Source organism: Rheinheimera soli (genome assembly GCF_031457405.1).
GTDB lineage: Bacteria > Pseudomonadota > Gammaproteobacteria > Enterobacterales > Alteromonadaceae > Pararheinheimera > Pararheinheimera soli_A.
This window is the reverse complement of the sequence record NZ_JAVDWR010000004.1, coordinates 74,343-95,384: the sequence shown is the minus strand read 5'-3', so window position 1 is coordinate 95,384 and position 21,042 is coordinate 74,343. Positions and strand designations below refer to the sequence as shown.

Below are 21,042 nucleotides of genomic sequence, written 5' to 3'. Positions count from 1 at the left end.
AAGTACATGAAACCGTCTCTGCAACTTCGTCTTGGTCAGCAGCTCACAATGACTCCTCAATTGCAGCAAGCAATTAAATTGCTGCAACTGTCCACCATTGAACTGCAACAGGAAATTCAGGAAGCTCTGGATGCCAATCCATTGCTGGAAGCTGAAGATGACTATGCTGTATTTCAGGAACCTTCCTCCAAAGATTTAAATCACGGCGCTGAGTTTGACGCTCCAGACTATGACAGCAGCCATGATGAACATTATGAGCCTGAGGTAAAAGACAGCAGCGAAGCGATGTCCGAGCAAAACATCAAAGAAGACCTGCCGCTGGACAGCCATTGGGATGATTTAGTCAGCGCAGCCCCTGTGGCAGGTGCCAATAATTACAACGGGGATGAAGATACGGTATTTCAGGGTGAAACCAGCGAAACCCTGCAGGACTATTTACGCTGGCAAATGCAGCTGACGCCTTTTTCAGACACAGACCGTACCATTGCCGAAATCATTATCGAAGCCATAGACGAAAACGGCTTACTGACCATAGACACAGACGAAATTCTTGAGTCTTTGGGCATGCCCGATGTGGAAGCGGACGAAGTTGAAGCTGTGATTAAACGTATCCAGTTATTTGACCCTATAGGTGTTGGTGCCCGCACTATTCAGGAATGTTTATTGGTACAACTGCGCCAGTTTGACCCAAAAACACCTTATCTGACAGAAACACGGCATATTATTAAAGAATATACTGACTTTTTAGCGAACAGAGATTTCCGTTCTCTGATGCGTGTGACTAAACTCAAAGAAGACGACTTAAAAGAAGTGATGCGCCTGATCCACAGCCTGAACCCACGACCTGGGGCAGATGTGATTCGACAAGAACAGTCGTATGTGATCCCTGATGTATCGGTAGCGAAAATTAAAGGACGCTGGATGGTTGAGTTAAATCCTGATGCGATGCCAAAGATCAGAATTAACGAGCAATATGCTGCCATGTCACGTAATGCCCGTAACGCCTCCGATGGTCAGTTTATCCGCTCCCATTTGCAGGAAGCCAAATGGTTTTTAAAAAGTCTGGAAAGCCGCAACGAAACTTTACTCAAAGTCGCCAACTGCATAGTGCAGCAGCAGCAGGCGTTTTTTGAGCACGGCGAAGAAGCCATGAAACCCATGGTATTAAACGATGTAGCTGAAATGGTGGGAATGCATGAATCAACAATTTCCCGTGTTACGACGCAAAAATATATGCACACTCCCAGAGGAATATTTGAACTTAAGTTCTTTTTCTCCAGTCATGTAAGTACAGAGAGTGGCGGTGAATGTTCATCCACCGCAATCCGCGCCTTTATAAAAAAATTGGTGGCGGCGGAAAATCCTGCCAAACCTTTAAGTGATAGCAGGATGGCAGAAATACTGTCAGAACAAGGAATTAATGTCGCACGGCGAACCATTGCCAAGTACCGTGAAGCCTTGTTTATTCCGCCGTCTAATCAGCGCAAGAGCTTGCTTTAACAGCTCTACAAAGAAGGAAGAGTCTATGCAAATCAACTTAACTGGTCGTCATGTAGAAATCACTGAAGCACTGAAAGAGTACGTCGATAGCAAATTTTCCAAACTTGAACGTCATTTTGATCATATTAATAATGTACATGTAGTGCTGAACGTGGAAAAATTAAAACAGATTGCAGAGGCTAAGATGCACCTCAATGGAGGTGAAGTATTCGCTGTATCGGAAGACGAAAATATGTACGCTGCGATAGACCAGTTGATCGACAAACTGGATCGCCAAGTTATTAAACATAAAGAGAAAATTTCTCGTCATTGATTCTGAAACTATGAACCTGAGCTCAATGTTATCGGAGGACTGCACCAAGAGTGCGGTCCTTTTTAATAGTAAAAAACGCATTCTGGAATACATAGCTGAACTGGCACATCAGCGTTTACCGGAAATTCCTGAGTACAACATACTCGAAGCCCTGATGAGCCGTGAAAAGCTTGGCTCTACAGGTATTGGTGGTGGTATTGCTATTCCTCATGGCAAATTAAAAAGTGTCACCACGCCTATGCTGGTGTTTGTTGTCAGCAAAGATCCAATACAGTTTGATGCTATTGATAACCAGGCCGTGGATATTTTTTGTGCCATCCTGATCCCTGAAAACCAGTGTCAAACCCATTTATCCACCTTATCAGGTATAGCCCGGATGCTTAGCCAAAAAGACTTCACCAAAAAAATCCGTCATAGCGCAAACAGCCACGACTTATATCAGTTGCTGATGGCTGGCTCTGAACAGGTGATCGCAAAATGAAGTTACTGGTCGTCAGCGGTCGATCGGGTTCGGGCAAATCTGTTGCCCTGCGCGTGATGGAAGACCTGGGTTATTATTGTGTAGATAACATCCCCGTCAATTTGTTGCCCACTTTAGCTAATGCGGTGATGGGGCAATATGAACGGGTTGCGGTCAGTATAGATGTGCGGAATTTACCGCAGGACCCCGAAGAGCTCACAGATATCCTGTCTTATCTGCCGCACAAAGTTGACCTGACCATTCTTTACCTCGACGCCGACCATACCAGCTTAATTAAACGTTTCAGCGAAACCCGCCGCTTGCATCCTTTGTCACATCAGGCAATGTCACTAGATGAAGCGATACAACGCGAACAGCAGCTGCTGGACCCTATCTCCAGCCGTGCCGATTTATATCTGGATACCACAGAGCTGAACGTACATCAGCTGGCAGAACAGCTTAGGGAGCGGATCCTGGGGCAAAAAACTGGCCGGCTGGTTATTTTGTTTGAATCTTTTGGTTTTAAATACGGTATTCCTAAAGACGCCGACTATGTATTTGATGCGCGCTTTTTACCGAATCCACATTGGGAACCTGAACTGAAAATTCTGACGGGTCTGGATCAACCTGTGCAGGACTATCTGTCTTCACAAGCTGTAGTGGCTCAGTATATCTGGCAAATTAATCAGTTTATTGGCACCTGGCTGCCGCATTTAGAGCGCAATAACCGCAGCTACCTGACCATAGCTATTGGCTGCACCGGTGGCCAACACCGTTCTGTGTACATCGCTGAATCTCTGGCTGAAAGTTACCGTTTACAGCGCGAAGATGTACAAATTCGTCACCGAGAGCTAGTAAGACATCATGGCCGATAAATTTCAAAAAACAGTCACTATAGTCAATCAGCTGGGTTTACATGCCAGGGCAGCCACTAAGCTGGTGCAATTATGCCGTCAGTTTGATGCCAAAATAGAGTTACAACAGGAAGGCCAGATCGCAGATGCCAGTAGCGTGTTAGCGTTATTGATGCTGGCGAGCAGCAAAGGTAAAACTCTGGAAGTCTGCACCCAAGGTGCAGAGGCTCAGCAAGCCTTAACCGCTGTAGTGGCTTTAATCGAAAACGGCTTCGACGAAGAAAACTAACACCAGAGCAAGTACGCTACTCAGAGATCGGCGTTTTGTTTTCCTGAGGTGTGTGCAGAGGTCTTCAGTTTTAAATGCAGCGCCGCCTTCACCAGCATATGAGCGGTAATAGGTGCAGTAATAAATAAAAATAAAGCGATCAATAGCTGCTGTAAACTCAGCTCCCCTGTGACAAAGTTAAAATAGACGATAGAAGCCAAAACCAAAGCCCCTAAGCCCAGGGTTGTAGCTTTGGTTGGGCCATGCAAACGGGTATAAAAATCCGGTAGTTTCACCAAAGCCACAGAGCCTAACAACACAAATAAAGATCCTGCCACAGCCAACAGCGCCACCAGCCATTCAAGCCAACTCATATTTCGCTCCTTAGTCTTAGTGTTTTATTCAGCACTTTACTCAATGATATCGCCACGCAGCAGAAACTTACATACAGCCACAGTACTGACAAAACCCAGCATCGCAATCAGCAAAGCCACTTCAAAATTCAAGCTGGTTCCCAGATAAATACCGTACAGCAGCAACAAAGCTATGCTGTTGATATACATAGTATCAAGCGCCAATAAGCGGTCTATCACTGAAGGTCCACGAATAGCCGCATACAAATTCATTAATAAGGCGAGCCCCACCACACAGAAACAGCCTTGCAAAATCAGATCAAGCATTAAAATATCTCCTTTAATGGAGCTTCGTAACGCTGTTTGATCTGCTGGATTAATTCAGCCTCATCGGCTAAATCCAGCACATGCACCAGCAAATAACGTGGCTCATCCATACCTGCATTCAAAGGTAAAACCTCTGCACTGACTGTACCTGGCGTTAAAGAGACTGTGCTGGCCAAAAAAGTAATAGACAGATTATCTGTTAAGTCCAGCGGCACCTTAATAAAGGCAGGTCGCAAGCGTTTATTCGGCCCCACCACCAGCCGCACCACCTGCATATTAGCCACAACAATATCCCACAGCACCATCAGGCCATAACGTATAGCCGCACCAGGATTTTTCATACCAGGATGAACCAGACGGAACTTATGGATAAGCTGTGGAATTAACCAGGCCAATACCACTCCAAAAAACAAATGGAAAAACTCTACGCTGTTATTTAGTAACAGCCAGACCAAAAATAAAAACAGACTACGAATGGGGGTTGGCCACCACTTCTTTAGCGATTTCATCAGAAGGCTCCCGGAGTGAGATGCGCAAGAGCCTGCAACTGAGCCGCAGCAGCCTGACACCAGTCGGTTAAAGGCCCAGCAAACAGACTTAACAAAGGGCTCGCCAGCACCAACAGCACCAGGGCTGTACCGCGACGCCCACCCGCCATACGAGCTTCAGTATCAGTACCTGCGACCTGCCAGAATAAAATGCTGCCCGCTCTGCTCAATGCAATCAGCAACAACAGACTGCTGCCTAATAAGGCTGACCAGTACCACAACATGGCGCTGCCTTGTGGCACTGCTTGCAGCAGCAACAACTTACCAATAAAACCAGAAAATGGCGGCATGCCCACTATGCTCAGCGCCACCACAATAAAGGCGGAACCAAGCAGCACAGGCTGGGCAATTTTCCGGCCATTGACTAAACGGTCTCCGGCTTTGCCACGCTGATGAGCAATCAGATCGGCCAGTAAAAACAAGGCTGCTGTAGCCAGAGTTGAGTGCACCAGATAATACAACAGGGCCTGCACGGACTCAGGCGTGCCTAAGGACAGAATAGCGACTAAAGAGCCAACAGACACCACCACCAGATAACTGGCCATCTTGCGTAAATCTTCACTGGCTAAAACGCCCAGCACCCCCATAACAATAGTGGCCAACCCTGTCCACCAGAGCACAGGGAACACCCAACTTGCGACAAAACCAGCATCCTGTAGCACCATAGCAAAAACCCGCAACAGGCTGTAAATACCTACTTTGGTCATAATGGCAAACAAAGCAGCCACGGCTGGCGTGACCGAAGAGTAAGCACTGCCTAACCAGAAATGCAGTGGCATCACCGCGGCTTTTAAGCCAAACACCACGAGCAGCAGCGCCACTGCGGCTTGCAATAACTGCAGTTGAGTTTCGGACAAAGTCGCGACTTTAGCGCCTAAGTCCAGCATATTCAGTGTACCTGAAGCGCCATAGATCAACGCCAGTGCAAACAAAAATAAGGCGGACCCCACCAGATTCAGAACGACGTAATGCACAGCCGCTTTGGTTTTTGCTTTGCCGCCACCATGAATAAGCAAAGAGTAAGACGCAATCAGCAGCACTTCAAAAAATACAAAAAGGTTAAATAAATCTGCAGTTAAAAAAGCGCCGTTAATACCCATCAGCTGGAAATGCAGCAAAGAATGAAAGAAAAATCCCCCCTCATCTTCACCACTGCTGGCATATAAACTGGATGCGACTGCAAGTACAGCCGTCAGACACAACATCAGGCTACTGACCTGATCCAACAATAAACTGATGCCAAAAGGTGAAGCCCAATTGCCCAGTTGATAGAGCTGTGCCGGGTTGTTGGTGCTTTGTATCAGCAGCACAATACTGAATAACAACAACACAATGGAGCCACCAACACTCAGATAACGGCGCAATAACAAGCTGCGGTCAAAAGGAGGCAACAAGGTCAGCAAAGCCACCAGCAAAGGCCAAATGATCGGCAGAATAATCAGATGGTTCATGACGAAGCTCCCTGCCGGGTGTTTTTCGCTACGGGTAATTTACCATCCACATGATCATTACCTAAATCAGCACGGGCGCGGATAGACAACACCACCAGAAAAGCTGTCATCGCAAAACCAATCACAATAGCCGTCAGCACCAGAGCCTGCGGCAGCGGGTCGGCATATTCTTCAGTGGCGTTGAGCACAGCACCGGCCCCTATTTTTAATCCACCGCTGGAAAAAATGAATAAATTCACTGCATAGGACAACATGGTCAAGCCCAGCATCACAGCAAAGGTTCTGGCCCGTAAAATCAGAAACACAGCGCAACAGGTAAGCACACCTATAATAATAGCAACCAATAATTCCATTAGCTTTGCCCCCTAATTACAGGTCTGTGTTCAGTGGTCATTTTGCCTAAATTGGCCAAGATCATCAAAGTTGCCCCTACTACCGTCAGATAAACCCCTAAATCAAAAGCAATGGCACTGGCCAGTTCAATTTCACCAAAAAGTGGCAGTTGGAAATAATCAAACCAGGAGGTTAAAAAGGGTCGTCCAAAGGCCCAACTGGCGACACCAGTCAAGGTGGAGATCAGCACACCAGCCGCAACCAGACGATGATAGTCCAATGTTAAACGTTCACGTACCCAGTCCACCCCTTGTGCCACATACTGTAAAATAATGGCTATAGCCGTTATTAAACCTGCCACAAATCCGCCACCAGGTAAGTTGTGACCACGGAAGAAAATATAAACCGACACTAACAAGGCCAAAGGCAACAAAGCTTGTGACACCACAGCCAACAACATAGGGTGTTTATCCAGAGCCCATTGTCGCCCTTCCGCATCAGAGCTTGACCTGAATAAAGGCAAACGGGTCAGCAGTTTAAATATACCCAAAGCAGCAATACCCAAAACTGTAATTTCGCCCAGGGTATCAAAACCACGGAAGTCGACCAGGATCACATTGACTACGTTATAGCCGCCACCGCCAATTTTAGAATTGGCGAGGAAAAAGTCTGAAATACGTTGTTGCGGTTCCAGCATCAGGGCATAACTTAAACTGCCAATCACCACACCACAGATGGACGCTATAGCACCGTCTCGGATCAGCCGGCCTGCGTTGGATGCCCTATTGATTTTATGTGGCAGGAAAAAGAGCGCTAACATCAACAGCACTATAGTCACCACTTCCACCGACAACTGAGTTAAAGCCAGATCCGGTGCTGAGAAACGCACAAAAATGAGCGTGACCACTAAACCTACAATAGAAATCATCACTAAAGATAATAAGCGCTGACGCTGACATAACACAGTCGCTATGGCCGCTATAGCTGCGACAAAAGTGGCAGCAAACATCAGCGTATCAGGCTTTTGCATGGCGTTGTGTTGAGTAAATTGTCCCATTTGCTGCAAAGGCCAAATCAACAACATCGCCACTATCACAAACATCCACATTAAATAACGTTGCAGCGTCGCCGACTCAAACCGATGATGCCATTTTTTCGCAAAGCCTACTAAGGCATTAATTTTTACTTCAAAAAACTGCAGCGGGTTCAGCTCTGGCAGCTCAGCCTGAAAACGAAACAGATGCTTGCGGTTGAAATACAACAAAATACCCAGAGTCAGAGCCAATACACTCATCATTAAAGGTAAATTAATACCATGCCAAATCGACAAACTGTAGACAGGTAAAGGGCCAGCTAAGACTGCGGTGGACGCCACAGCTAATAAATCCCCTACTACATAGGCAGGAGCCAGTCCCACCAGAATACAAAGTGCAACCAGCACTTCAACCGGTACCCTCATATAACGAGGCGGCTCATGGGGAGTACGGGGCAACCCCTTGGGTTGACCGTTAAAAAACACATCGTGAATAAAGCGGGCTGAATATGCCACCGACAAAGTTGCAGCAACTGTAGCCAGCACAGGGATCAGCCAGGATAAAGCCCCCAATACTTCCTGATGCAGAGTTTCGGCAAAAAACATCTCTTTGGATAAGAAGCCATTGAGTAAAGGCACACCCGCCATTGACGCTGAAGCCACCATGGCAAGCGTGGCGGTCACGGGCATAAATTGCCAGAGGCCATTGAGTTTTCGCATATCACGCGAACCTGACTCATGGTCAATAATGCCCGCGGCCATAAACAGAGAGGCTTTAAAAATAGCGTGATTGATAATATGGAAAATAGCTGCGACCGCAGCCAGATCCGTGCCTAATCCAAAGAGTAACGTAATCAAACCTAAGTGGCTGATGGTGGAATACGCCAGCAAGCCTTTTAAATCATGCTGAAACAACGCCAGATAAGCACCTACCAGCAGCGTGGTCATGCCGGTGATAGTGACCATTAAAAACCATAAATCTGTACCAGCTAATAACGGATACATCCGGGCCAATAAAAAGATGCCCGCTTTCACCATAGTGGCTGAATGCAGGTAAGCGCTGACAGGGGTTGGTGCCGACATCGCATTGGGCAGCCAGAAGTGAAACGGAAACTGCGCTGATTTGGTAAAAGCGCCCAGCAAGACCAGTATTAAAATCACCGGATACAACGAATGCTGTTGCAACACTGCGGCCTGAGACAACACCACATCCAGCTCAAAACTACCTAAAACATTGCCAATTAATAAGATACCGGCAAGCAAGGCTAAACCACCAAAACCTGTGATCATCAACGCCATGCGGGCGCCTAAGCGTGCATCCGGTCTGTGCCACCAGAAACTGATTAACAAAAAGGAACTGATACTGGTCAGCTCCCAAAACACCCATAACTGCAGCAGGTTATTCGACAACACTATGCCCAGCATGGCCGTCATAAACAGCATTAAAAAGCCATAAAACCGCGCCATCGAATCTTTTTCAGACAAGTAATAACGGGCGTATAGGATGATCAGCAAACCAATGCCAAGGATCAAAAACAGAAACAGAAGTGACAGGCCATCCAGCCGAAAGCTTACAGACAAGCCCAAAGCTTCGACCCAAGGCAATCGGTAAAATAAAGTTTCACCAGCGAATACAGCTGGCGCAAGCTGCAATACTAAAGCTAAAGCGGCCAGGGGTAATAAAGCGGTAGCAAGGGCACTGTAACTGCGTGACCATCGCGCTGTCAGTACTGGCACTAAAGAGCCGATCAAAGGAAATAAGACTATCAACAAAAGCTCAATCATGTACTTACATCCTCTTAGCGGGCTGAGTTGTGTTCACTTGTAGTAGCAAAGAAAACACCCTGAGCAATTTGGCAAGCAACAAAAACGCCTTGCGCCTGACAGAGGGTTAAATGCCCTGAAAATTTTACATGCCGTACTTTATACCTGTCCGCATACCAGCTGTCCAGACGTTCTGGTCTGTGACAAGCTGAAGTGGATAAAAACAAGGATCAGAGGCATTATATCGCTGATCCATAACAACTTAATGCTTGCTCTGCACTAACAAAAATCTGGCCTGACTATGAAGTGTTACCACGCTGGTGAAGTGTGTTCCAGAGAGGCGCCTGAGCAGAAAATTAATGTATCAAACCAAAGCTATGGCAGAAGCTTTCATACGAAAGACTCAGGTGCAGAGTGTTGCTCATCGGATCTGGGTTTTGTTATTTACCATAGTTCAAATCTATGTAAAAGTGATGACAAGCACACAAAAATTATCAGTTAGTTCAGTTTGTTATACCAGTTTGGTATACATAGAGCCTGTTGTTTCTTTCCAGACAGGCGAGTGACAGAATAAAACGAAGATAATAAGTCAAAAGCCAGCATAGGTCTGATCACTAAATCCGACTATAAACTGACTGTTGTAAATGAAATACAATCTGGTGGGCATAAAACACAAAAAATTCGAAAAAAACACAAAATTAACAGCTACATCAGTTGTCACGCTGGAAAAAACTAAGTAAAACATCAGTGCTTGGTAAACTTTATTCACTAAAATAAAAATATCAGCTTAAATTAATTAAAATAATTACTGCAGGAACTCATTATGGCAATACTTAACGTTGCAGAAGTCGCCGCCTTTTTAGGTATTCAGGAGATCCGTGTTGAACGTCTGGCACGCGAAAATCTGTTAGTCGCCAACGGCAAGGATGATGAAGGCAAACCTCTGTTTGATGAAGAAGATGTAAAACGTTACAAAATTCTGGCCGAGCGTTTGGGCGGACTGTAAAACCCTAGCTCTGAACAAGCCGCTGTAAAAGCTGGTAACAGTCTGCTGCGGCTTGTTTGTGTCTGGGGTCCTGATTGTCCAGCTCTTCTTGCCAGTACCACAACCAACAAAAACCTGAATACACTATTTTCGCCAGCGCCACTTTTTCCAGTAACTGTACACTGCAGGCCGAACCTCTGACTGCTCTGTAACTGTCCAGTAGCAGCTGTTGTTCTGCCTCTGATAAATCAAACTGCACTGTCAAAGCCACTAAATCAAACACCACATCCGCCAACTGGCAGTATTCAAAATCAATCAGCCATAGTTTCTGTTGCCAGAGCAACAAATTTTGCCCATGCAAGTCCATATGACATAAACCTATGTCTGCCTGAAAATACTGTAAATCGCGGGCCGCGGTGATCAATGGCAACCAGATAGTTTGCGCTTCGGCCGTCCAATAGGGTTCCAGCTGGATTCTTAATTGCTGTAAATACAGCCAGGGATCCAGCACAGCAGTTTGTACTGGTAATTGATGTAAAGTGGCCAGCTTTTGGGCTAAAGCCGGAATATTCTGCCGAATATAAGCCACTGAAGGGCTTTGAGCTTCAGGCAGAAATTCGGTGATCAACATACGCTGATGGTTATTCAGGCACAAAGGTGCCGGCGCTAAACCAGCAGCAGCGGCCGCATGCTGACAACGTAACTCCTGCTGGCGGCACACTCCCAGAACCGAAGGACCATAATGTCGCAGCACATAATGGCCTCTGTTGGTGTGCACCTGATAGGAGCTGGTTCTTTTTCCTTGTGTCAGTTGCTTTAGCAACAACGGCTCGTGATCAGCAAAAAACTCCAGTTGCTGGCATAAATGCCAGATCAGGCGGGGTTCATCTGCTGTTGTTGCTGGTAACTGTTGCGCCATACAAAAAATCCGACCAAAGCGATAATGGTATAGAGTACAAAAAGTGCAGTCGTAAAATACAGATGTTTTTGTATATATACATAAATACAGATGGCGTCGATCACCACCCAATACAACCAGTTAGACACCACTTTACGCGCCACCAGATAGGTCGTCATGACGCTAAAGGCTGTCGTTTGTGCATCTATGTACGCAAAATCTGCATCAGTGTATTGCTCCATCAAATACCCCAGCAGCAATCCACAGATCGCTGTACCGCCAATTAAATTCAGATGGGTGCCAGCTGACCATTCAGTCATGCCCGACTGTCCGGCGGGCAGTTGTAGCTGTTGTTGCCGCCAGCTGTACCAGCCGTAAAGCGCCATACCAGCGTAATACACCTGCAGTAAGGCATCAGATAACAAAGCCGAATGCCACATAATATGGGTGTACAACAAAGTGCTGAGCAAAGCGGCTGGCCAACACCATAAGCTTTGTTTCATCGCCAGCAGCACATAAGCCAGCGCCAGCAAGGTAGCTGCAAGCTCAAGCTGAGTCAGCGTTTTCCAGCCGCTAAATACCTGCAGCCATGCGTCTAACATGGCCGTAAATCACCGTGCAAAAATTTCACCACAAACACCACTTTGCCATAGGTCTCAAAAGACCAGCGAATACCTTGTTGTAACAACGCCATCACTTCGTCGTAATCACCAAACACCTGAGTGCTTAATGTATTGGTGATCACCAGTACATTTGGATTGCTGTTCAGTAATTCGATAAAACCTTTTATAGGCTCTATATAGTCACTGGTTAGTGGGTACTTACTGATTTCAATAGATAATTTCATGATTCACCCTTTAAAACTGGTAGCTGGCGGTGATACCTATACGGCGTGGTTCACCCAATTGTTCATAAACTTTTTCTGTGCCATTGCTCCAACCATCCCGTGGATCGTTATCAAAGTAAAAGCCCCGTACTCCGTATTCTTCATCCAGAGCATTACGGCTCCATATAGCCAACTGAACTTGATCCCACTGGTACTGCAAACGTAAATTCACTAAGTGCATTTGCTCTGAACGCGCGTCGTGACTGTCGGAATAATAAAAAGCGGCTTTGCTTTGCAACCCCAGATTAAAACTTAAATCAGTCGTCAGTAACCACTCACTGTTGACACTGTATTGGTAGTGCGGCGCATGGGCCTGATCGCGACCGGTTTTATCTACACCCTCTTCAGTGATAAAACCACGGATTTCACTTTCAAGCCAGGCGGCATTGGCGAATAAAGTCCAGCTATCTGTCAGTTGAACACGGCTTTCCAATTCCAGCCCATGATTGCGGCCTGAAGCGGCATTATCAATAAAACCGACAAAAGACTGATCTCGTGTTACCCAGCTGTTCACCTGCATATCATCACGCCACATGGCAAATACCGCCACTCGACTGACAATAGTCTGATCCGCAGAGCTGCCTTTGACGCCAAATTCAGCATTCCACAAGGTTTCAGGCGAAAAATTAGCTTTACTGTTTAAGTAGTCTGACATTTCTTCAGAGCCACTGCCCAAAGCTTTGCCTAATGCTTCACCATTCACACCACCGGCTTTGTAACCTCGTGATCCCAGCAGATACAAACTGGTTGAATCCGTCAGCGCTAAGCTTAAACTGAGTTTTCCACCCCACATCAGCTCATTGTTTTGCTGGGTGATGCCATTGCTGTCACTGTACTCATCATCATAACGTTCAGCACGGGCGCCCGAAGTTAAACTCCAGCCATCACCTAAATCTGTGGACCACTCGCCAAACAATGCCAGGTTCTGGCGTTTAAAATCACTGAAAAACTGCGCGGCCTGCCATAAGTCCCAGTTCCAGAACTGGCGCTCCAGCTCAGTTTTCTGACCACTGGCATACCAGCCGGCAACCCAGTCCGTCTGATCTTTGCCTAAAAAGCGTTGCTCCAGACTCCACTGATCGCGTACCCGTAAATAGCGGTCTTCAGTGGCATAACCATCAGGATGAATACCTTCAAAGCTCCAGTCCTCATCAAAACCATAGTCAGTATCTGCCGTCAGACCGCTGAGTTGCGTATAGACATTGGCCCAATTGAGGCCCTGATAATCGGCTTTTATCGCTAAAGCCCGGCTTTGTTGTAAGTCCTGGCCAGGCTTATCCGATAAGGTGGAGCGGTTACGATCCAATGAAAACGCATCGTAGCCATTGTGGATATCGCGGTAGTGAGCAATAAAATCCAGCGTCAGATCTTTGCTTGCCAGATAACGCAGCGCAGCGCGGGCCGAGGTTTCGTCAATATGATTGGTATCGTCACGGTTTAAAAAGATATTGTCGATAAAACCATCTGAGCTTTGATGATCCACAGCCACCCGATAAGCCCACTGCTCGTTTATTGCAGTGCTGTAGGCGCCAGCTACTTGATAACTATCGTAATTTGCCAGGGTGGCATTGAGCTGGCCTTCGCTATTGAAGCTGGGTGCATTGGAGGTTAAATTCAGCATACCGGCCATCGCATTGGCACCAAAACGGGTCGCTTCCGGGCCACGGAAAATTTCAACTTGCTGCACATCAGCTAAAGAGCTGACACCTAAAGCCGAATAATCAATGCCGTCAATCAATACACCTACTGAAGGGTTGATGCTGTCGACAAACTCACTGCGCTCGCCTATACCACGAATTTGTAAAAAACGGCCACGGGAAGCACCAGCTGAAAAGTTCACATTGGCGGCTTGCTGCAATAAATCATCTAAATGCTGGGCATTCTGACGGCTGATATCCTGCTGACTCAGCACCAGAATACTGCCTGGCAGTTTTTGCAGTTGCTCTTGACGGAAATCGCCCTGCACCAGAATACGTTCGACAGCCTGTTCGGACGCAGGGTTCTCTTCAGCACTCACAGTTGTGGATAACGCGGCCAGAATGGCCAAAGACAAACAGGAAACTCGAGACATATGATTCTACTCCATATCGAAAAGTAGGATCACCAAAGCAAAAGGAATACAGAAGTACCATCCCTCCGCCGGTATGATCCGGATCAGGTTCGAAGGGTTCGCGTATGACGGCGTCTCAGCTAAAAGCACCCCTTGGTTCGCGGCGGAGTGTAACGGCTTTTTTTCAGACAGGCAATTGCCAGATCTGTAACTTTATACAGATCTGGCTTACGAATTAAACCAAAGCAGGTAAATACCAGCTGGCAATAGAGAAATAAATCACTACACCAGCCACATCGGCGATGGACGTAATAAGAGGTCCGCTGGCGGTTGCAGGGTCCATACCAAAACGGCTGAGTAAAAAGGGTAAAGACAAGCCAACTAAACTGCCCACCAACACCACAATCAGCATAGTGGCAGCGACCACTAGCGCTATGTCCAAACCACCACGCCAGTAACCCAGCGCGTAGACAGCTAGTGCCATAGTCATACCTAATAAACCAGCCACCAGTACTTCTTTACCCAGCATCTTGCCCCAGTGCCTTAATTTAATATCCCCAGTGGCTAAAGCCCGCACCATTAAAGTACCAGCCTGAGCACCGGCGTTACCGCTACTGGCAATAAGCAATGGCAGGAAAAACAACAGAGCTATATGTTCAGAAATAATCTGCTCAAAAGCAGCTAAACCTGCGCCTGAGAAAATATTGCCAAACACCAGCACCACCAGCCAGACCACACGTTTGCGGTATAACAAACTGATTTTGGCATCTTTTACACTGCCTTCCAGCTTGCCTATAGTGGCGGTTTTGTGAAAGTCTTCAGTGGCTTCAGCTGCGGCTACGTCCATTGCGTCATCGTGAGTGACAATACCTACTAACTGGCCTTGTGCATTCACCACCGGAATAGCTATCAAGTCATATTTAGCCACGAGCGTGGCCACTTCTTCCTGCGCCGTATCGACTTTGACATGAATAGGATCATGTTTCATCACGTCATCAACCAGCGCATAAGTAGGCGCCAGAATTAATTCACGTAAAGACAAAGCACCTATTAAAGTGCGGTCCTGATCCACCACATACGACAGGTAAATGGTTTCTTTATCCGGTGCTTCATTGCGAAGTACTTCAATAGCCGCACTCACGGTCAGCCGCGGCGACAGCATGGCGTAATCTGAGCTCATAATGGCACCTGCTGTGCCTTCAGAATACGCAGATAAACTCAATACATCATCACGCTCAGCTTGCGCCAAGGCGGGTAACAAGGCTTGTTTTTGTGCACCAGACAGCTGATTAAATAAGTCAGCTCTTTCATCTGATGACATCTGCCGGATCACGGGCATAAAATCCTGTCGGCTGACATTATGGGCCAGCTCAACTTGCTGATCTTCAGGTAAATAGCTGAATACATCGGCTTGTGTGCTTAACGGAAAACAGCTTAACAGTTGCCACAAATGCTCAGTGGAAAACTCAGCCAAAGCGCCAGCTAAATCAGCGGCGTGAGTATCAGCCAAACGAACGGACAACACAGATAAATCGCCACTTTCAAGAGCGGCACGTAATGTATGGATCAGAACTAAAGGTTCCATGGTATCACCTCGAACTACGGGCCGTAGTCGCAAGGTCAGGACAAACCAGCGGTCTACAGCAAAACTACAATGCTAAGTTATGTGTCAGGCCAGGCCTGTGACTGGGAAGGTCCATAAAAACGGAACTCTCCTTTCTTTTCATGATTAGGCAGGAATATCAGCTTAACTTATTGCTGATACAGTAAAAAACGCGCATCATTTTACTCCTGTAACCACTTAACCTCAACTTAATAGCGGTCATTAGTGCGCGATTAAATTCTGCCCGTACTCTTTCGCTGCAAGGATTGTGCATGTTTGCTGAAAATCAGGCGCTTTGGTGGCAACCCCAAACCCTGCTGAATGAACAAAGCTGTAAAATTTTGCTTGGACCTTTACAGATATTTTTGCAGCGTAAGGCCGGAGAGTGGCGGCTTGCTACAGAGCTGCTGACACAGGCAGAACATCAGCATGCGGAATCACAACTGCTGACCCAGTGGCCACAACATCGCCAGGCCAGCCGCTTTGTGTTTGAAAATGAGCCTGTGCAATTTTGTTTAAAACCCCTGCTGGCAGATCGGCCTGTGGTGGTCAGAACTCATCAGCCTGTCTATGTACCACCAGGTGAGCAAGTGACGTTTTACATCAGTAGCCCTGTCAGTATTCGTATTGAATTGCAGCAACCCACTTTGTTATTGAAGGAAGTACAGACATTACGTTTATCAGATACCTGGTTTGGCCCTAATACTCAGGTTGGTGAGTTATGTTATGCCGATAAAACTCAGGCCCGACAAAGCAAAGAAGAACTGCCAAAAAGAGTACACAGAGCTGTTACCCCTGTCTCAGTCAAAAATAATTCCAGCCAGATGATGAGTATCGAAAAACTCAGCTTACCTGTGCCTTATTTATCCTTATATGGCCTTATTGATGGCAGCTTGTGGACAGATCAGGTGATATTGGACCATCAGGACGATGCAGAGATGAGTAAATTACAAATCAGTAAAAAAATGCCAGCTGGTTCAGATGGTGCAGAGCGTTTGGCCAAACCTCGTTTGTATATGGAAAAACATGGCCTGTTCCGGGCTTTCAGTGACTTATTTAGCCATTCGGCGAGCAGGAGCGGCTCATGATAGAACAACTGATGAATTATCTGGGTTCTGAAAAGTTTTTTTCCCTGATGCAGGCTACAGTGCTGATCATTGTTGGTTTTTTAGTCGCAGGTATAGCAGCCCGTACCACATACAAAGTGTGCCTGAAGCGATTCAGTCAACACCATGCCACTTTAAACCGTCGCTTGGTGTACTGGCTGGTACTGGCCTTGTTTATTGCCAGCGCTTTAAAACAGTTGGGGTTTAACTTAGGGGTATTACTTGGTGCTGCCGGTGTTTTATCTGTCGCTATAGGTTTCGCCTCTCAAACCTCAGTATCAAACCTGATCAGTGGCTTATTTTTAATCGGTGAGCGGCCTTTTCAGATTGGCGATACCATTAAGGTAGGTAACACCACTGGCGAAATTTTATCGATAGACCTGCTATCCATTAAATTGCGTACCTTCGATAATCTTTTTGTCCGTATACCAAATGAAAGCCTGATCAAAACAGAAGTGACGAACTTAACCCGCTTTCCTATACGTCGGCTCGACATAAAAATTGGTGTAGCCTACAAAGAAGACATCAGCCAGGTACGGCAAGTGCTGTTGCAGATTGCAGAGCAAAACCCTTTAAGCCTGGATGAACCCATCCCTGTATTTCAGTTTTTAAGTTTTGCTGAATCCTCATTGGATTTACAGTTTTCTGTCTGGGCCAGAAAAGAAAATTATCGGGAGCTGCGTACTTCGTTACTGGGAGAAATCAAAATAGCTTTTGAGCAGCAGGGGATAGAAATACCTTTCCCACAGCGAGATCTTAACCTGAGCAAAGACACTGTAGAGCTGTTGCAGCAAAACCGACATGACAAAACCTAAGGATAAACTGGCAAAGTGCTGAAACTGTCCTAGAGTTAATCTGGCTTACCCACTAATTTGGTAAGTGTAGTTAAATCAAGGACTCATATGAAAAATATAAATAAAATTTGTGTTGCATTATTTTGCTTGGGAACAGCTTCTGCCACTGTAGCTGCAGAAGAAGTCGTCTATTCAACTGAAGGCTATTGTGTACTGGCCAATGAAGGTGTTGACAGCAGAATGTTAGACGCTTACGCCAAAAAGCTTGGAGATACTCCCTCTAAAAAAGTCTGCAATGCGTTTAAAGAAGTGGTAGCTGAAACACGACCAAAAGCCTGGGATTACCCTATGGGAAAACCTTATCCAGGTAGTGCCATCCGTTTGTCTGAAAAACAGATTGAAGCTATTAAAGCTGCTTCAAAATAAGCCTGTTTTCCTTGTTCAGACTGAGAACAACACTGTTCTCAGTCTTTTCTGCTCGCTCTTGCTGTAAATTGTGTCATGATAAAACTCAATCAACAGAAATGGATGTTGTAGTGTTGTCGATGCTGATGATGTATAGCCGTAATTTACACCCGCCAAAAACAGCAACTTTTGCTCTTTTTTCGCTGCTGTTCAGCAGTCATGCTCTGGCATCTGACTTGTGTACCGCAGTCACTCCAACCACAGATTTTAGTGCATATAAAGGGCAAACCATTGGGCAAGTGCTTTTTGTCCGCAACGACGTCTTTGATTTGGAACAACCAAACACCTACTGGTTTCACCGCTTCGCCAATCGCACTCATATAATCACGACCGAAACGACCCTGCAGGAAGATGTATTGTTTAAAGCCGGCGACCAGTTGGATGCCGAAAGTCTGGCAGAAACCGAGCGCTTATTAAGAACCAGAGGTTATTTACGTAAAGTTGAAGTTCGGGTAAGCCATCAGTGTCCGGATCAACAAGTCATAGTGACAGTCCATACCTGGGACAACTGGTCGCTTTTGCCAAAAATATCCCTGAGCCGTGAAGGTGGAGAAAGCCGCTCTACCTTTGGTTTAGCCGAAGACAACCTGTTTGGTACTGGTAATCAGGTCAATCTGGATTACGAACACGACAGTGAACGCACCAGTTACCTGATCAATTTCCGCTCGCCAAATATGTTTGGCAGCCATTGGGGCTTAAATACCCGTTACGCAGAAAAGTCAGATGGTGAATCTTATTTAATCGCCATCGAAAAACCATTTTATCGTCTGCATGCGCCCTGGTCTTTTGCCTTAACTCTGGATCAGGACAGTCAGGATATTAACGAATATCTGTTGGGTGAAGAAGCCAACGAATATCAAAAACAGAAAAACTACTTTGAAGTTCAAGGGGGGCTGAAACTGCTGTCCGATGAGAACTGGGTACAGCGGTTTTTTATCGGCGCCACCCACAATGATGTGCAATTCAAAGAAACACCGGACACATTGTTTGGTACACCAGAAAGACGCGATTTATCGCAGTTTTGGCTGGCGTGGCAGTATTTGCAAGCCAACTACCGCCAGATGTTTAATATTTACCAGTTTAACAGGGTAGAAGATATTAACCTGGGCTGGCAGGCTGATGTAAAGCTGGCTTATCTGGCGCCTATGCTCGGCGCAGATGACCATGGCTGGCAAGTGACAGCATCAGCCTACAAAGCCACTGAATTGACAGCGGATAACTACCTGCTGACCTCAGCATCGGCCAGTCAGCTGGAACAGGCAGAACTCAGCCAAACCTTGCTGAAGAGTCATTTAATGTGGGTTCACAAGCTGGATCCACAACATAGTCTGGTAGGCCAGCTCAGCTATCAATACGGCAATGATTTGTTCCGCGATGAGCGTTTAAGTTTGGGTGGAGATACAGGATTGCGGGCTTTCCCTCTGTATTATCAGACAGGTGAACGCCTGGCCCTTGCGACCATGGAATACCGTTACTACAGCAGTTTATCCATTGCACAGATTTTTGACGTAGGCTACGCCACTTTTGCTGATGTGGGCCGCACCTGGGGTGATAATCCGGATTTACCAGGCAGCTCAGGCGATCAAACCTTATATGGTATAGGCGCCGGTATACGACTACTGTCCAGTCACAGCAGCCGTGGCACCATGATCCATATCGACCTCACCAAAGCTTATGGCGGTGATGACGATTTATCCGGCGTTGAATGGCGGATATTGGCTAAACGCAGTTTCTAGTGCTCATTTTGGCATTGTGGGCAATAGACAGTGCTGCGCTGACCTAAACGTATTTCTTTCAGTTCAGTCTGGCAGCTGAAACACTCTTCACCACCCCGGCCATACACCAACAATTGCTGGGCGAAATAGCCCGGCTTACCATCGGTCTGACTGAAGTCTTTTAAGGTGGTTCCGCCTTGGGTAATAGCTTTCGCCAGAATGTGTTTTACCACTTGCACCAGCAGTTCTGCTTTTTCTGCCGTTAGTTGATTTGCAGGCATTTTGGGGTGAATACCAGCCTGAAATAAAGCTTCATTGGCATAAATATTCCCCACCCCCACCACCACATGATTGTCCATCAGTACCAGTTTGATCGCACTGCTACGCTTTTGACAGGCAAACAGCAGCATAGCTGCATGGAAATCGCCTAGCAGAGGCTCAGGGCCTAAGTTCGCCATCAGGGTATGCACTGTATCTTTTGGCTGCCACAGCACAGCCCCGAAGCGTCTGGTGTCATTTAAGCGCAGCAACAAACCGTTACTCAGGTAAATATCTACGTGATCATGTTTTCCTGCCGGAGTATGTTGTGGTACTACTTTCAGATGGCCTGACATGCCCAGATGGATAATCAATTCACCTTCAGGCAAGTGGATTAACAGGTATTTAGCCCTTCTTGTCACATCAAGCACTGGTTGTTGGTGAATGTCCAGCACTTGGTCCGGTATTAACCAGCGTAGCTGGCGTTGCCGCACTACGACCTTCTCAATACGCTGTTGCTGTAAATGCGGGCTGATGCCTAAACGGGAGACTTCTACTTCTGGTAATTCTGGCATAACAGCCTCAATGTAAAACTGATGGGAATAACAAGTCGGCCTGGCCTTGTGGCAAGCGATACCACAGATCTGCATCAACAGCTTTCAGCCAATGATTGTCATTTGCCTGATACAACTGCCAATGCTGCTGCGCCGGTTTGCCGGTCAGCCAGACGGATACTTCGGTGATCAGCACAGGGTTGACTGGATTTAACGGCGATTTATCCGGCAACACCGCGTGTTGCCATTGCTGCAATAAGGCCGTTAATTCTTCGTCTGTCAGCACAGCTGGTTGCACACGCCAGTTTGGCCCTGCCCGCTCAATTTGATGGGCTGGAAAATGCAAAGCCAACAGCGTCTGGTTTGCAGAAATAAGTTGCGGCTGAGGTTCGTTACTTCCTTGCTTAAAGTACTCAGGCAGACCAATAAACAGGGCGATTAAAATCACCACTGTATAAATCATGACGTTATTCCAGCCTTTTTGACTTAAACGGATCATAAAGATAAAAACCGGGATAGAAGAA

23 protein-coding genes and 1 riboswitch are annotated in these 21,042 nt (G+C 46.6%); of the genes, 10 read left to right on the top strand and 13 right to left on the bottom strand.

Features of this window, described 5'->3' with window-relative positions:
- Positions 1 to 6 precede the first annotated feature (6 nt).
- Genes J2W69_RS08440 through J2W69_RS08420 form a run of 5 tightly spaced genes read left to right on the top strand, consistent with a single transcriptional unit; the run spans position 7 to position 3,416 of the window.
- Positions 7 to 1,500, top strand: coding sequence for an RNA polymerase factor sigma-54 (locus J2W69_RS08440; RefSeq protein WP_310276689.1), 1,494 nt, complete (start codon positions 7 to 9; stop codon positions 1,498 to 1,500).
- A gap of 25 nt (positions 1,501 to 1,525) precedes the next feature.
- Positions 1,526 to 1,813: a ribosome hibernation promoting factor gene (hpf, locus tag J2W69_RS08435; protein WP_008899962.1), complete on the top strand. Its 288-nt coding sequence runs from the start codon at positions 1,526 to 1,528 to the stop codon at positions 1,811 to 1,813.
- 25 nt (positions 1,814 to 1,838) lie between these two features.
- Positions 1,839 to 2,294: a PTS IIA-like nitrogen regulatory protein PtsN gene (ptsN, locus tag J2W69_RS08430; RefSeq protein ID WP_310276686.1), complete on the top strand. Its 456-nt coding sequence runs from the start codon at positions 1,839 to 1,841 to the stop codon at positions 2,292 to 2,294.
- Positions 2,291 to 3,148 carry an RNase adapter RapZ gene (gene rapZ / locus J2W69_RS08425; RefSeq protein ID WP_008899964.1) on the top strand — a complete coding sequence of 286 codons (858 nt, stop codon included), beginning with the start codon at positions 2,291 to 2,293 and terminating at the stop codon, positions 3,146 to 3,148. Before ptsN ends, rapZ begins: the two co-directional genes overlap by 4 nt.
- Positions 3,138 to 3,416, top strand: a complete 279-nt coding sequence (locus tag J2W69_RS08420; protein ID WP_310276681.1) for an HPr family phosphocarrier protein — start codon at positions 3,138 to 3,140, stop codon at positions 3,414 to 3,416. The genes rapZ and J2W69_RS08420 overlap by 11 nt, the downstream gene beginning before the upstream one ends.
- Positions 3,417 to 3,436: 20 nt before the next feature.
- On the opposite strand, the gene J2W69_RS08415 is transcribed toward J2W69_RS08420, so the two are convergent.
- Genes J2W69_RS08415 through J2W69_RS08390 form a run of 6 tightly spaced genes read right to left on the bottom strand, consistent with a single transcriptional unit; the run spans position 3,437 to position 9,225 of the window.
- Positions 3,437 to 3,769 carry a Na+/H+ antiporter subunit G gene (locus J2W69_RS08415; RefSeq protein WP_310276678.1) on the bottom strand — a complete coding sequence of 111 codons (333 nt, stop codon included), beginning with the start codon at positions 3,767 to 3,769 and terminating at the stop codon, positions 3,437 to 3,439.
- Positions 3,770 to 3,805: 36 nt separating this feature from the next.
- Positions 3,806 to 4,075 carry a K+/H+ antiporter subunit F gene (locus J2W69_RS08410; RefSeq protein WP_310276675.1) on the bottom strand — a complete coding sequence of 90 codons (270 nt, stop codon included), beginning with the start codon at positions 4,073 to 4,075 and terminating at the stop codon, positions 3,806 to 3,808.
- Positions 4,075 to 4,584, bottom strand: coding sequence for a Na+/H+ antiporter subunit E (locus J2W69_RS08405; RefSeq protein WP_310276673.1), 510 nt, complete (start codon positions 4,582 to 4,584; stop codon positions 4,075 to 4,077). Before J2W69_RS08405 ends, J2W69_RS08410 begins: the two co-directional genes overlap by 1 nt.
- Positions 4,584 to 6,074 carry a monovalent cation/H+ antiporter subunit D gene (locus J2W69_RS08400; protein WP_310276670.1) on the bottom strand — a complete coding sequence of 497 codons (1,491 nt, stop codon included), beginning with the start codon at positions 6,072 to 6,074 and terminating at the stop codon, positions 4,584 to 4,586. The genes J2W69_RS08405 and J2W69_RS08400 overlap by 1 nt, the downstream gene beginning before the upstream one ends.
- Positions 6,071 to 6,427, bottom strand: coding sequence for a Na+/H+ antiporter subunit C (locus J2W69_RS08395; protein ID WP_008899970.1), 357 nt, complete (start codon positions 6,425 to 6,427; stop codon positions 6,071 to 6,073). The genes J2W69_RS08400 and J2W69_RS08395 overlap by 4 nt, the downstream gene beginning before the upstream one ends.
- Complete coding sequence (locus J2W69_RS08390; RefSeq protein WP_310276666.1) at positions 6,427 to 9,225, bottom strand: monovalent cation/H+ antiporter subunit A; 2,799 nt, start codon at positions 9,223 to 9,225, stop codon at positions 6,427 to 6,429. The genes J2W69_RS08395 and J2W69_RS08390 overlap by 1 nt, the downstream gene beginning before the upstream one ends.
- 802 nt (positions 9,226 to 10,027) lie before the next feature.
- Between J2W69_RS08390 and J2W69_RS08385 the strand changes: the two genes are divergently transcribed.
- Positions 10,028 to 10,210, top strand: a complete 183-nt coding sequence (locus J2W69_RS08385; RefSeq protein ID WP_008899972.1) for a hypothetical protein — start codon at positions 10,028 to 10,030, stop codon at positions 10,208 to 10,210.
- Positions 10,211 to 10,214: 4 nt separating this feature from the next.
- Here J2W69_RS08385 and J2W69_RS08380 read toward each other — a convergent pair whose 3' ends face one another.
- From J2W69_RS08380 to mgtE, 5 genes are all read right to left on the bottom strand, one after another.
- Positions 10,215 to 11,108 (bottom strand): phosphotransferase, encoded by an 894-nt coding sequence (locus J2W69_RS08380; protein WP_310276661.1) that lies wholly within the window; start codon positions 11,106 to 11,108, stop codon positions 10,215 to 10,217.
- Entirely contained in the window at positions 11,063 to 11,689 is a 627-nt protein-coding gene (gene pnuC, locus J2W69_RS08375) for a nicotinamide riboside transporter PnuC (protein ID WP_310276658.1), read from the bottom strand. The genes J2W69_RS08380 and pnuC overlap by 46 nt, the downstream gene beginning before the upstream one ends.
- Positions 11,683 to 11,934, bottom strand: coding sequence for a YkoF family thiamine/hydroxymethylpyrimidine-binding protein (locus tag J2W69_RS08370; RefSeq protein WP_008899975.1), 252 nt, complete (start codon positions 11,932 to 11,934; stop codon positions 11,683 to 11,685). The genes pnuC and J2W69_RS08370 overlap by 7 nt, the downstream gene beginning before the upstream one ends.
- 10 nt (positions 11,935 to 11,944) lie before the next feature.
- The gene (locus J2W69_RS08365; RefSeq protein ID WP_310276655.1) at positions 11,945 to 14,044 is read right to left on the bottom strand and encodes a TonB-dependent receptor; all 2,100 of its coding nucleotides are present in this window, start codon (positions 14,042 to 14,044) and stop codon (positions 11,945 to 11,947) included.
- Between the two features lie 43 nt (positions 14,045 to 14,087).
- Positions 14,088 to 14,187, bottom strand: a riboswitch (TPP riboswitch).
- A gap of 71 nt (positions 14,188 to 14,258) precedes the next feature.
- Complete coding sequence (gene mgtE, locus J2W69_RS08360) at positions 14,259 to 15,608, bottom strand: magnesium transporter (RefSeq protein ID WP_310276651.1); 1,350 nt, start codon at positions 15,606 to 15,608, stop codon at positions 14,259 to 14,261.
- Between the two features lie 290 nt (positions 15,609 to 15,898).
- On the opposite strand from mgtE, the gene J2W69_RS08355 reads away from it, so the two are divergent.
- The 4 genes from J2W69_RS08355 (at position 15,899) to J2W69_RS08340 (ending at position 19,727) form a co-directional block, all read left to right on the top strand.
- The gene (locus tag J2W69_RS08355) at positions 15,899 to 16,714 is read left to right on the top strand and encodes a DUF432 domain-containing protein (RefSeq protein ID WP_310276649.1); all 816 of its coding nucleotides are present in this window, start codon (positions 15,899 to 15,901) and stop codon (positions 16,712 to 16,714) included.
- The gene (locus J2W69_RS08350) at positions 16,711 to 17,547 is read left to right on the top strand and encodes a mechanosensitive ion channel family protein (RefSeq protein WP_310276646.1); all 837 of its coding nucleotides are present in this window, start codon (positions 16,711 to 16,713) and stop codon (positions 17,545 to 17,547) included. Before J2W69_RS08355 ends, J2W69_RS08350 begins: the two co-directional genes overlap by 4 nt.
- An 87-nt stretch (positions 17,548 to 17,634) precedes the next feature.
- On the top strand, positions 17,635 to 17,952 hold the full coding sequence (locus J2W69_RS08345; RefSeq protein ID WP_310276643.1) for a hypothetical protein: 318 nt from the start codon (positions 17,635 to 17,637) through the stop codon (positions 17,950 to 17,952).
- 98 nt (positions 17,953 to 18,050) lie between these two features.
- Entirely contained in the window at positions 18,051 to 19,727 is a 1,677-nt protein-coding gene (locus J2W69_RS08340) for a BamA/TamA family outer membrane protein (protein WP_310276641.1), read from the top strand.
- Here the strand turns inward: J2W69_RS08340 and mutM are convergent.
- Both mutM and J2W69_RS08330 read right to left on the bottom strand, forming a co-directional pair.
- Entirely contained in the window at positions 19,724 to 20,539 is an 816-nt protein-coding gene (gene mutM / locus J2W69_RS08335) for a bifunctional DNA-formamidopyrimidine glycosylase/DNA-(apurinic or apyrimidinic site) lyase (RefSeq protein ID WP_310276638.1), read from the bottom strand. The two genes, J2W69_RS08340 and mutM, sit on opposite strands and share 4 nt — an antisense overlap.
- A 7-nt stretch (positions 20,540 to 20,546) precedes the next feature.
- Positions 20,547 to 21,017 (bottom strand): hypothetical protein, encoded by a 471-nt coding sequence (locus tag J2W69_RS08330; protein ID WP_310276635.1) that lies wholly within the window; start codon positions 21,015 to 21,017, stop codon positions 20,547 to 20,549.
- Positions 21,018 to 21,042: the final 25 nt, after the last annotated feature.

Coding starts and splice junctions, on each gene's coding strand:
- J2W69_RS08410 (WP_310276675.1), bottom strand. CDS start 4,075: ATGCTTGATCTGATTTTGCAAGGCTGTTTCTGTGTGGTGGGGCTCGCC.
- J2W69_RS08355 (WP_310276649.1), top strand. CDS start 15,899: ATGTTTGCTGAAAATCAGGCGCTTTGGTGGCAACCCCAAACCCTGCTG.
- J2W69_RS08415 (WP_310276678.1), bottom strand. CDS start 3,769: ATGAGTTGGCTTGAATGGCTGGTGGCGCTGTTGGCTGTGGCAGGATCT.
- ptsN (WP_310276686.1), top strand. CDS start 1,839: ATGTTATCGGAGGACTGCACCAAGAGTGCGGTCCTTTTTAATAGTAAA.
- J2W69_RS08390 (WP_310276666.1), bottom strand. CDS start 9,225: ATGATTGAGCTTTTGTTGATAGTCTTATTTCCTTTGATCGGCTCTTTA.
- J2W69_RS08395 (WP_008899970.1), bottom strand. CDS start 6,427: ATGGAATTATTGGTTGCTATTATTATAGGTGTGCTTACCTGTTGCGCT.
- mgtE (WP_310276651.1), bottom strand. CDS start 15,608: ATGGAACCTTTAGTTCTGATCCATACATTACGTGCCGCTCTTGAAAGT.
- pnuC (WP_310276658.1), bottom strand. CDS start 11,689: ATGTTAGACGCATGGCTGCAGGTATTTAGCGGCTGGAAAACGCTGACT.
- J2W69_RS08330 (WP_310276635.1), bottom strand. CDS start 21,017: ATGATCCGTTTAAGTCAAAAAGGCTGGAATAACGTCATGATTTATACA.
- J2W69_RS08440 (WP_310276689.1), top strand. CDS start 7: ATGAAACCGTCTCTGCAACTTCGTCTTGGTCAGCAGCTCACAATGACT.
- hpf (WP_008899962.1), top strand. CDS start 1,526: ATGCAAATCAACTTAACTGGTCGTCATGTAGAAATCACTGAAGCACTG.
- J2W69_RS08385 (WP_008899972.1), top strand. CDS start 10,028: ATGGCAATACTTAACGTTGCAGAAGTCGCCGCCTTTTTAGGTATTCAG.
- J2W69_RS08400 (WP_310276670.1), bottom strand. CDS start 6,074: ATGAACCATCTGATTATTCTGCCGATCATTTGGCCTTTGCTGGTGGCT.
- J2W69_RS08350 (WP_310276646.1), top strand. CDS start 16,711: ATGATAGAACAACTGATGAATTATCTGGGTTCTGAAAAGTTTTTTTCC.
- J2W69_RS08380 (WP_310276661.1), bottom strand. CDS start 11,108: ATGGCGCAACAGTTACCAGCAACAACAGCAGATGAACCCCGCCTGATC.
- J2W69_RS08345 (WP_310276643.1), top strand. CDS start 17,635: ATGAAAAATATAAATAAAATTTGTGTTGCATTATTTTGCTTGGGAACA.
- J2W69_RS08340 (WP_310276641.1), top strand. CDS start 18,051: ATGGATGTTGTAGTGTTGTCGATGCTGATGATGTATAGCCGTAATTTA.
- J2W69_RS08370 (WP_008899975.1), bottom strand. CDS start 11,934: ATGAAATTATCTATTGAAATCAGTAAGTACCCACTAACCAGTGACTAT.
- J2W69_RS08420 (WP_310276681.1), top strand. CDS start 3,138: ATGGCCGATAAATTTCAAAAAACAGTCACTATAGTCAATCAGCTGGGT.
- J2W69_RS08365 (WP_310276655.1), bottom strand. CDS start 14,044: ATGTCTCGAGTTTCCTGTTTGTCTTTGGCCATTCTGGCCGCGTTATCC.
- J2W69_RS08405 (WP_310276673.1), bottom strand. CDS start 4,584: ATGAAATCGCTAAAGAAGTGGTGGCCAACCCCCATTCGTAGTCTGTTT.
- mutM (WP_310276638.1), bottom strand. CDS start 20,539: ATGCCAGAATTACCAGAAGTAGAAGTCTCCCGTTTAGGCATCAGCCCG.
- rapZ (WP_008899964.1), top strand. CDS start 2,291: ATGAAGTTACTGGTCGTCAGCGGTCGATCGGGTTCGGGCAAATCTGTT.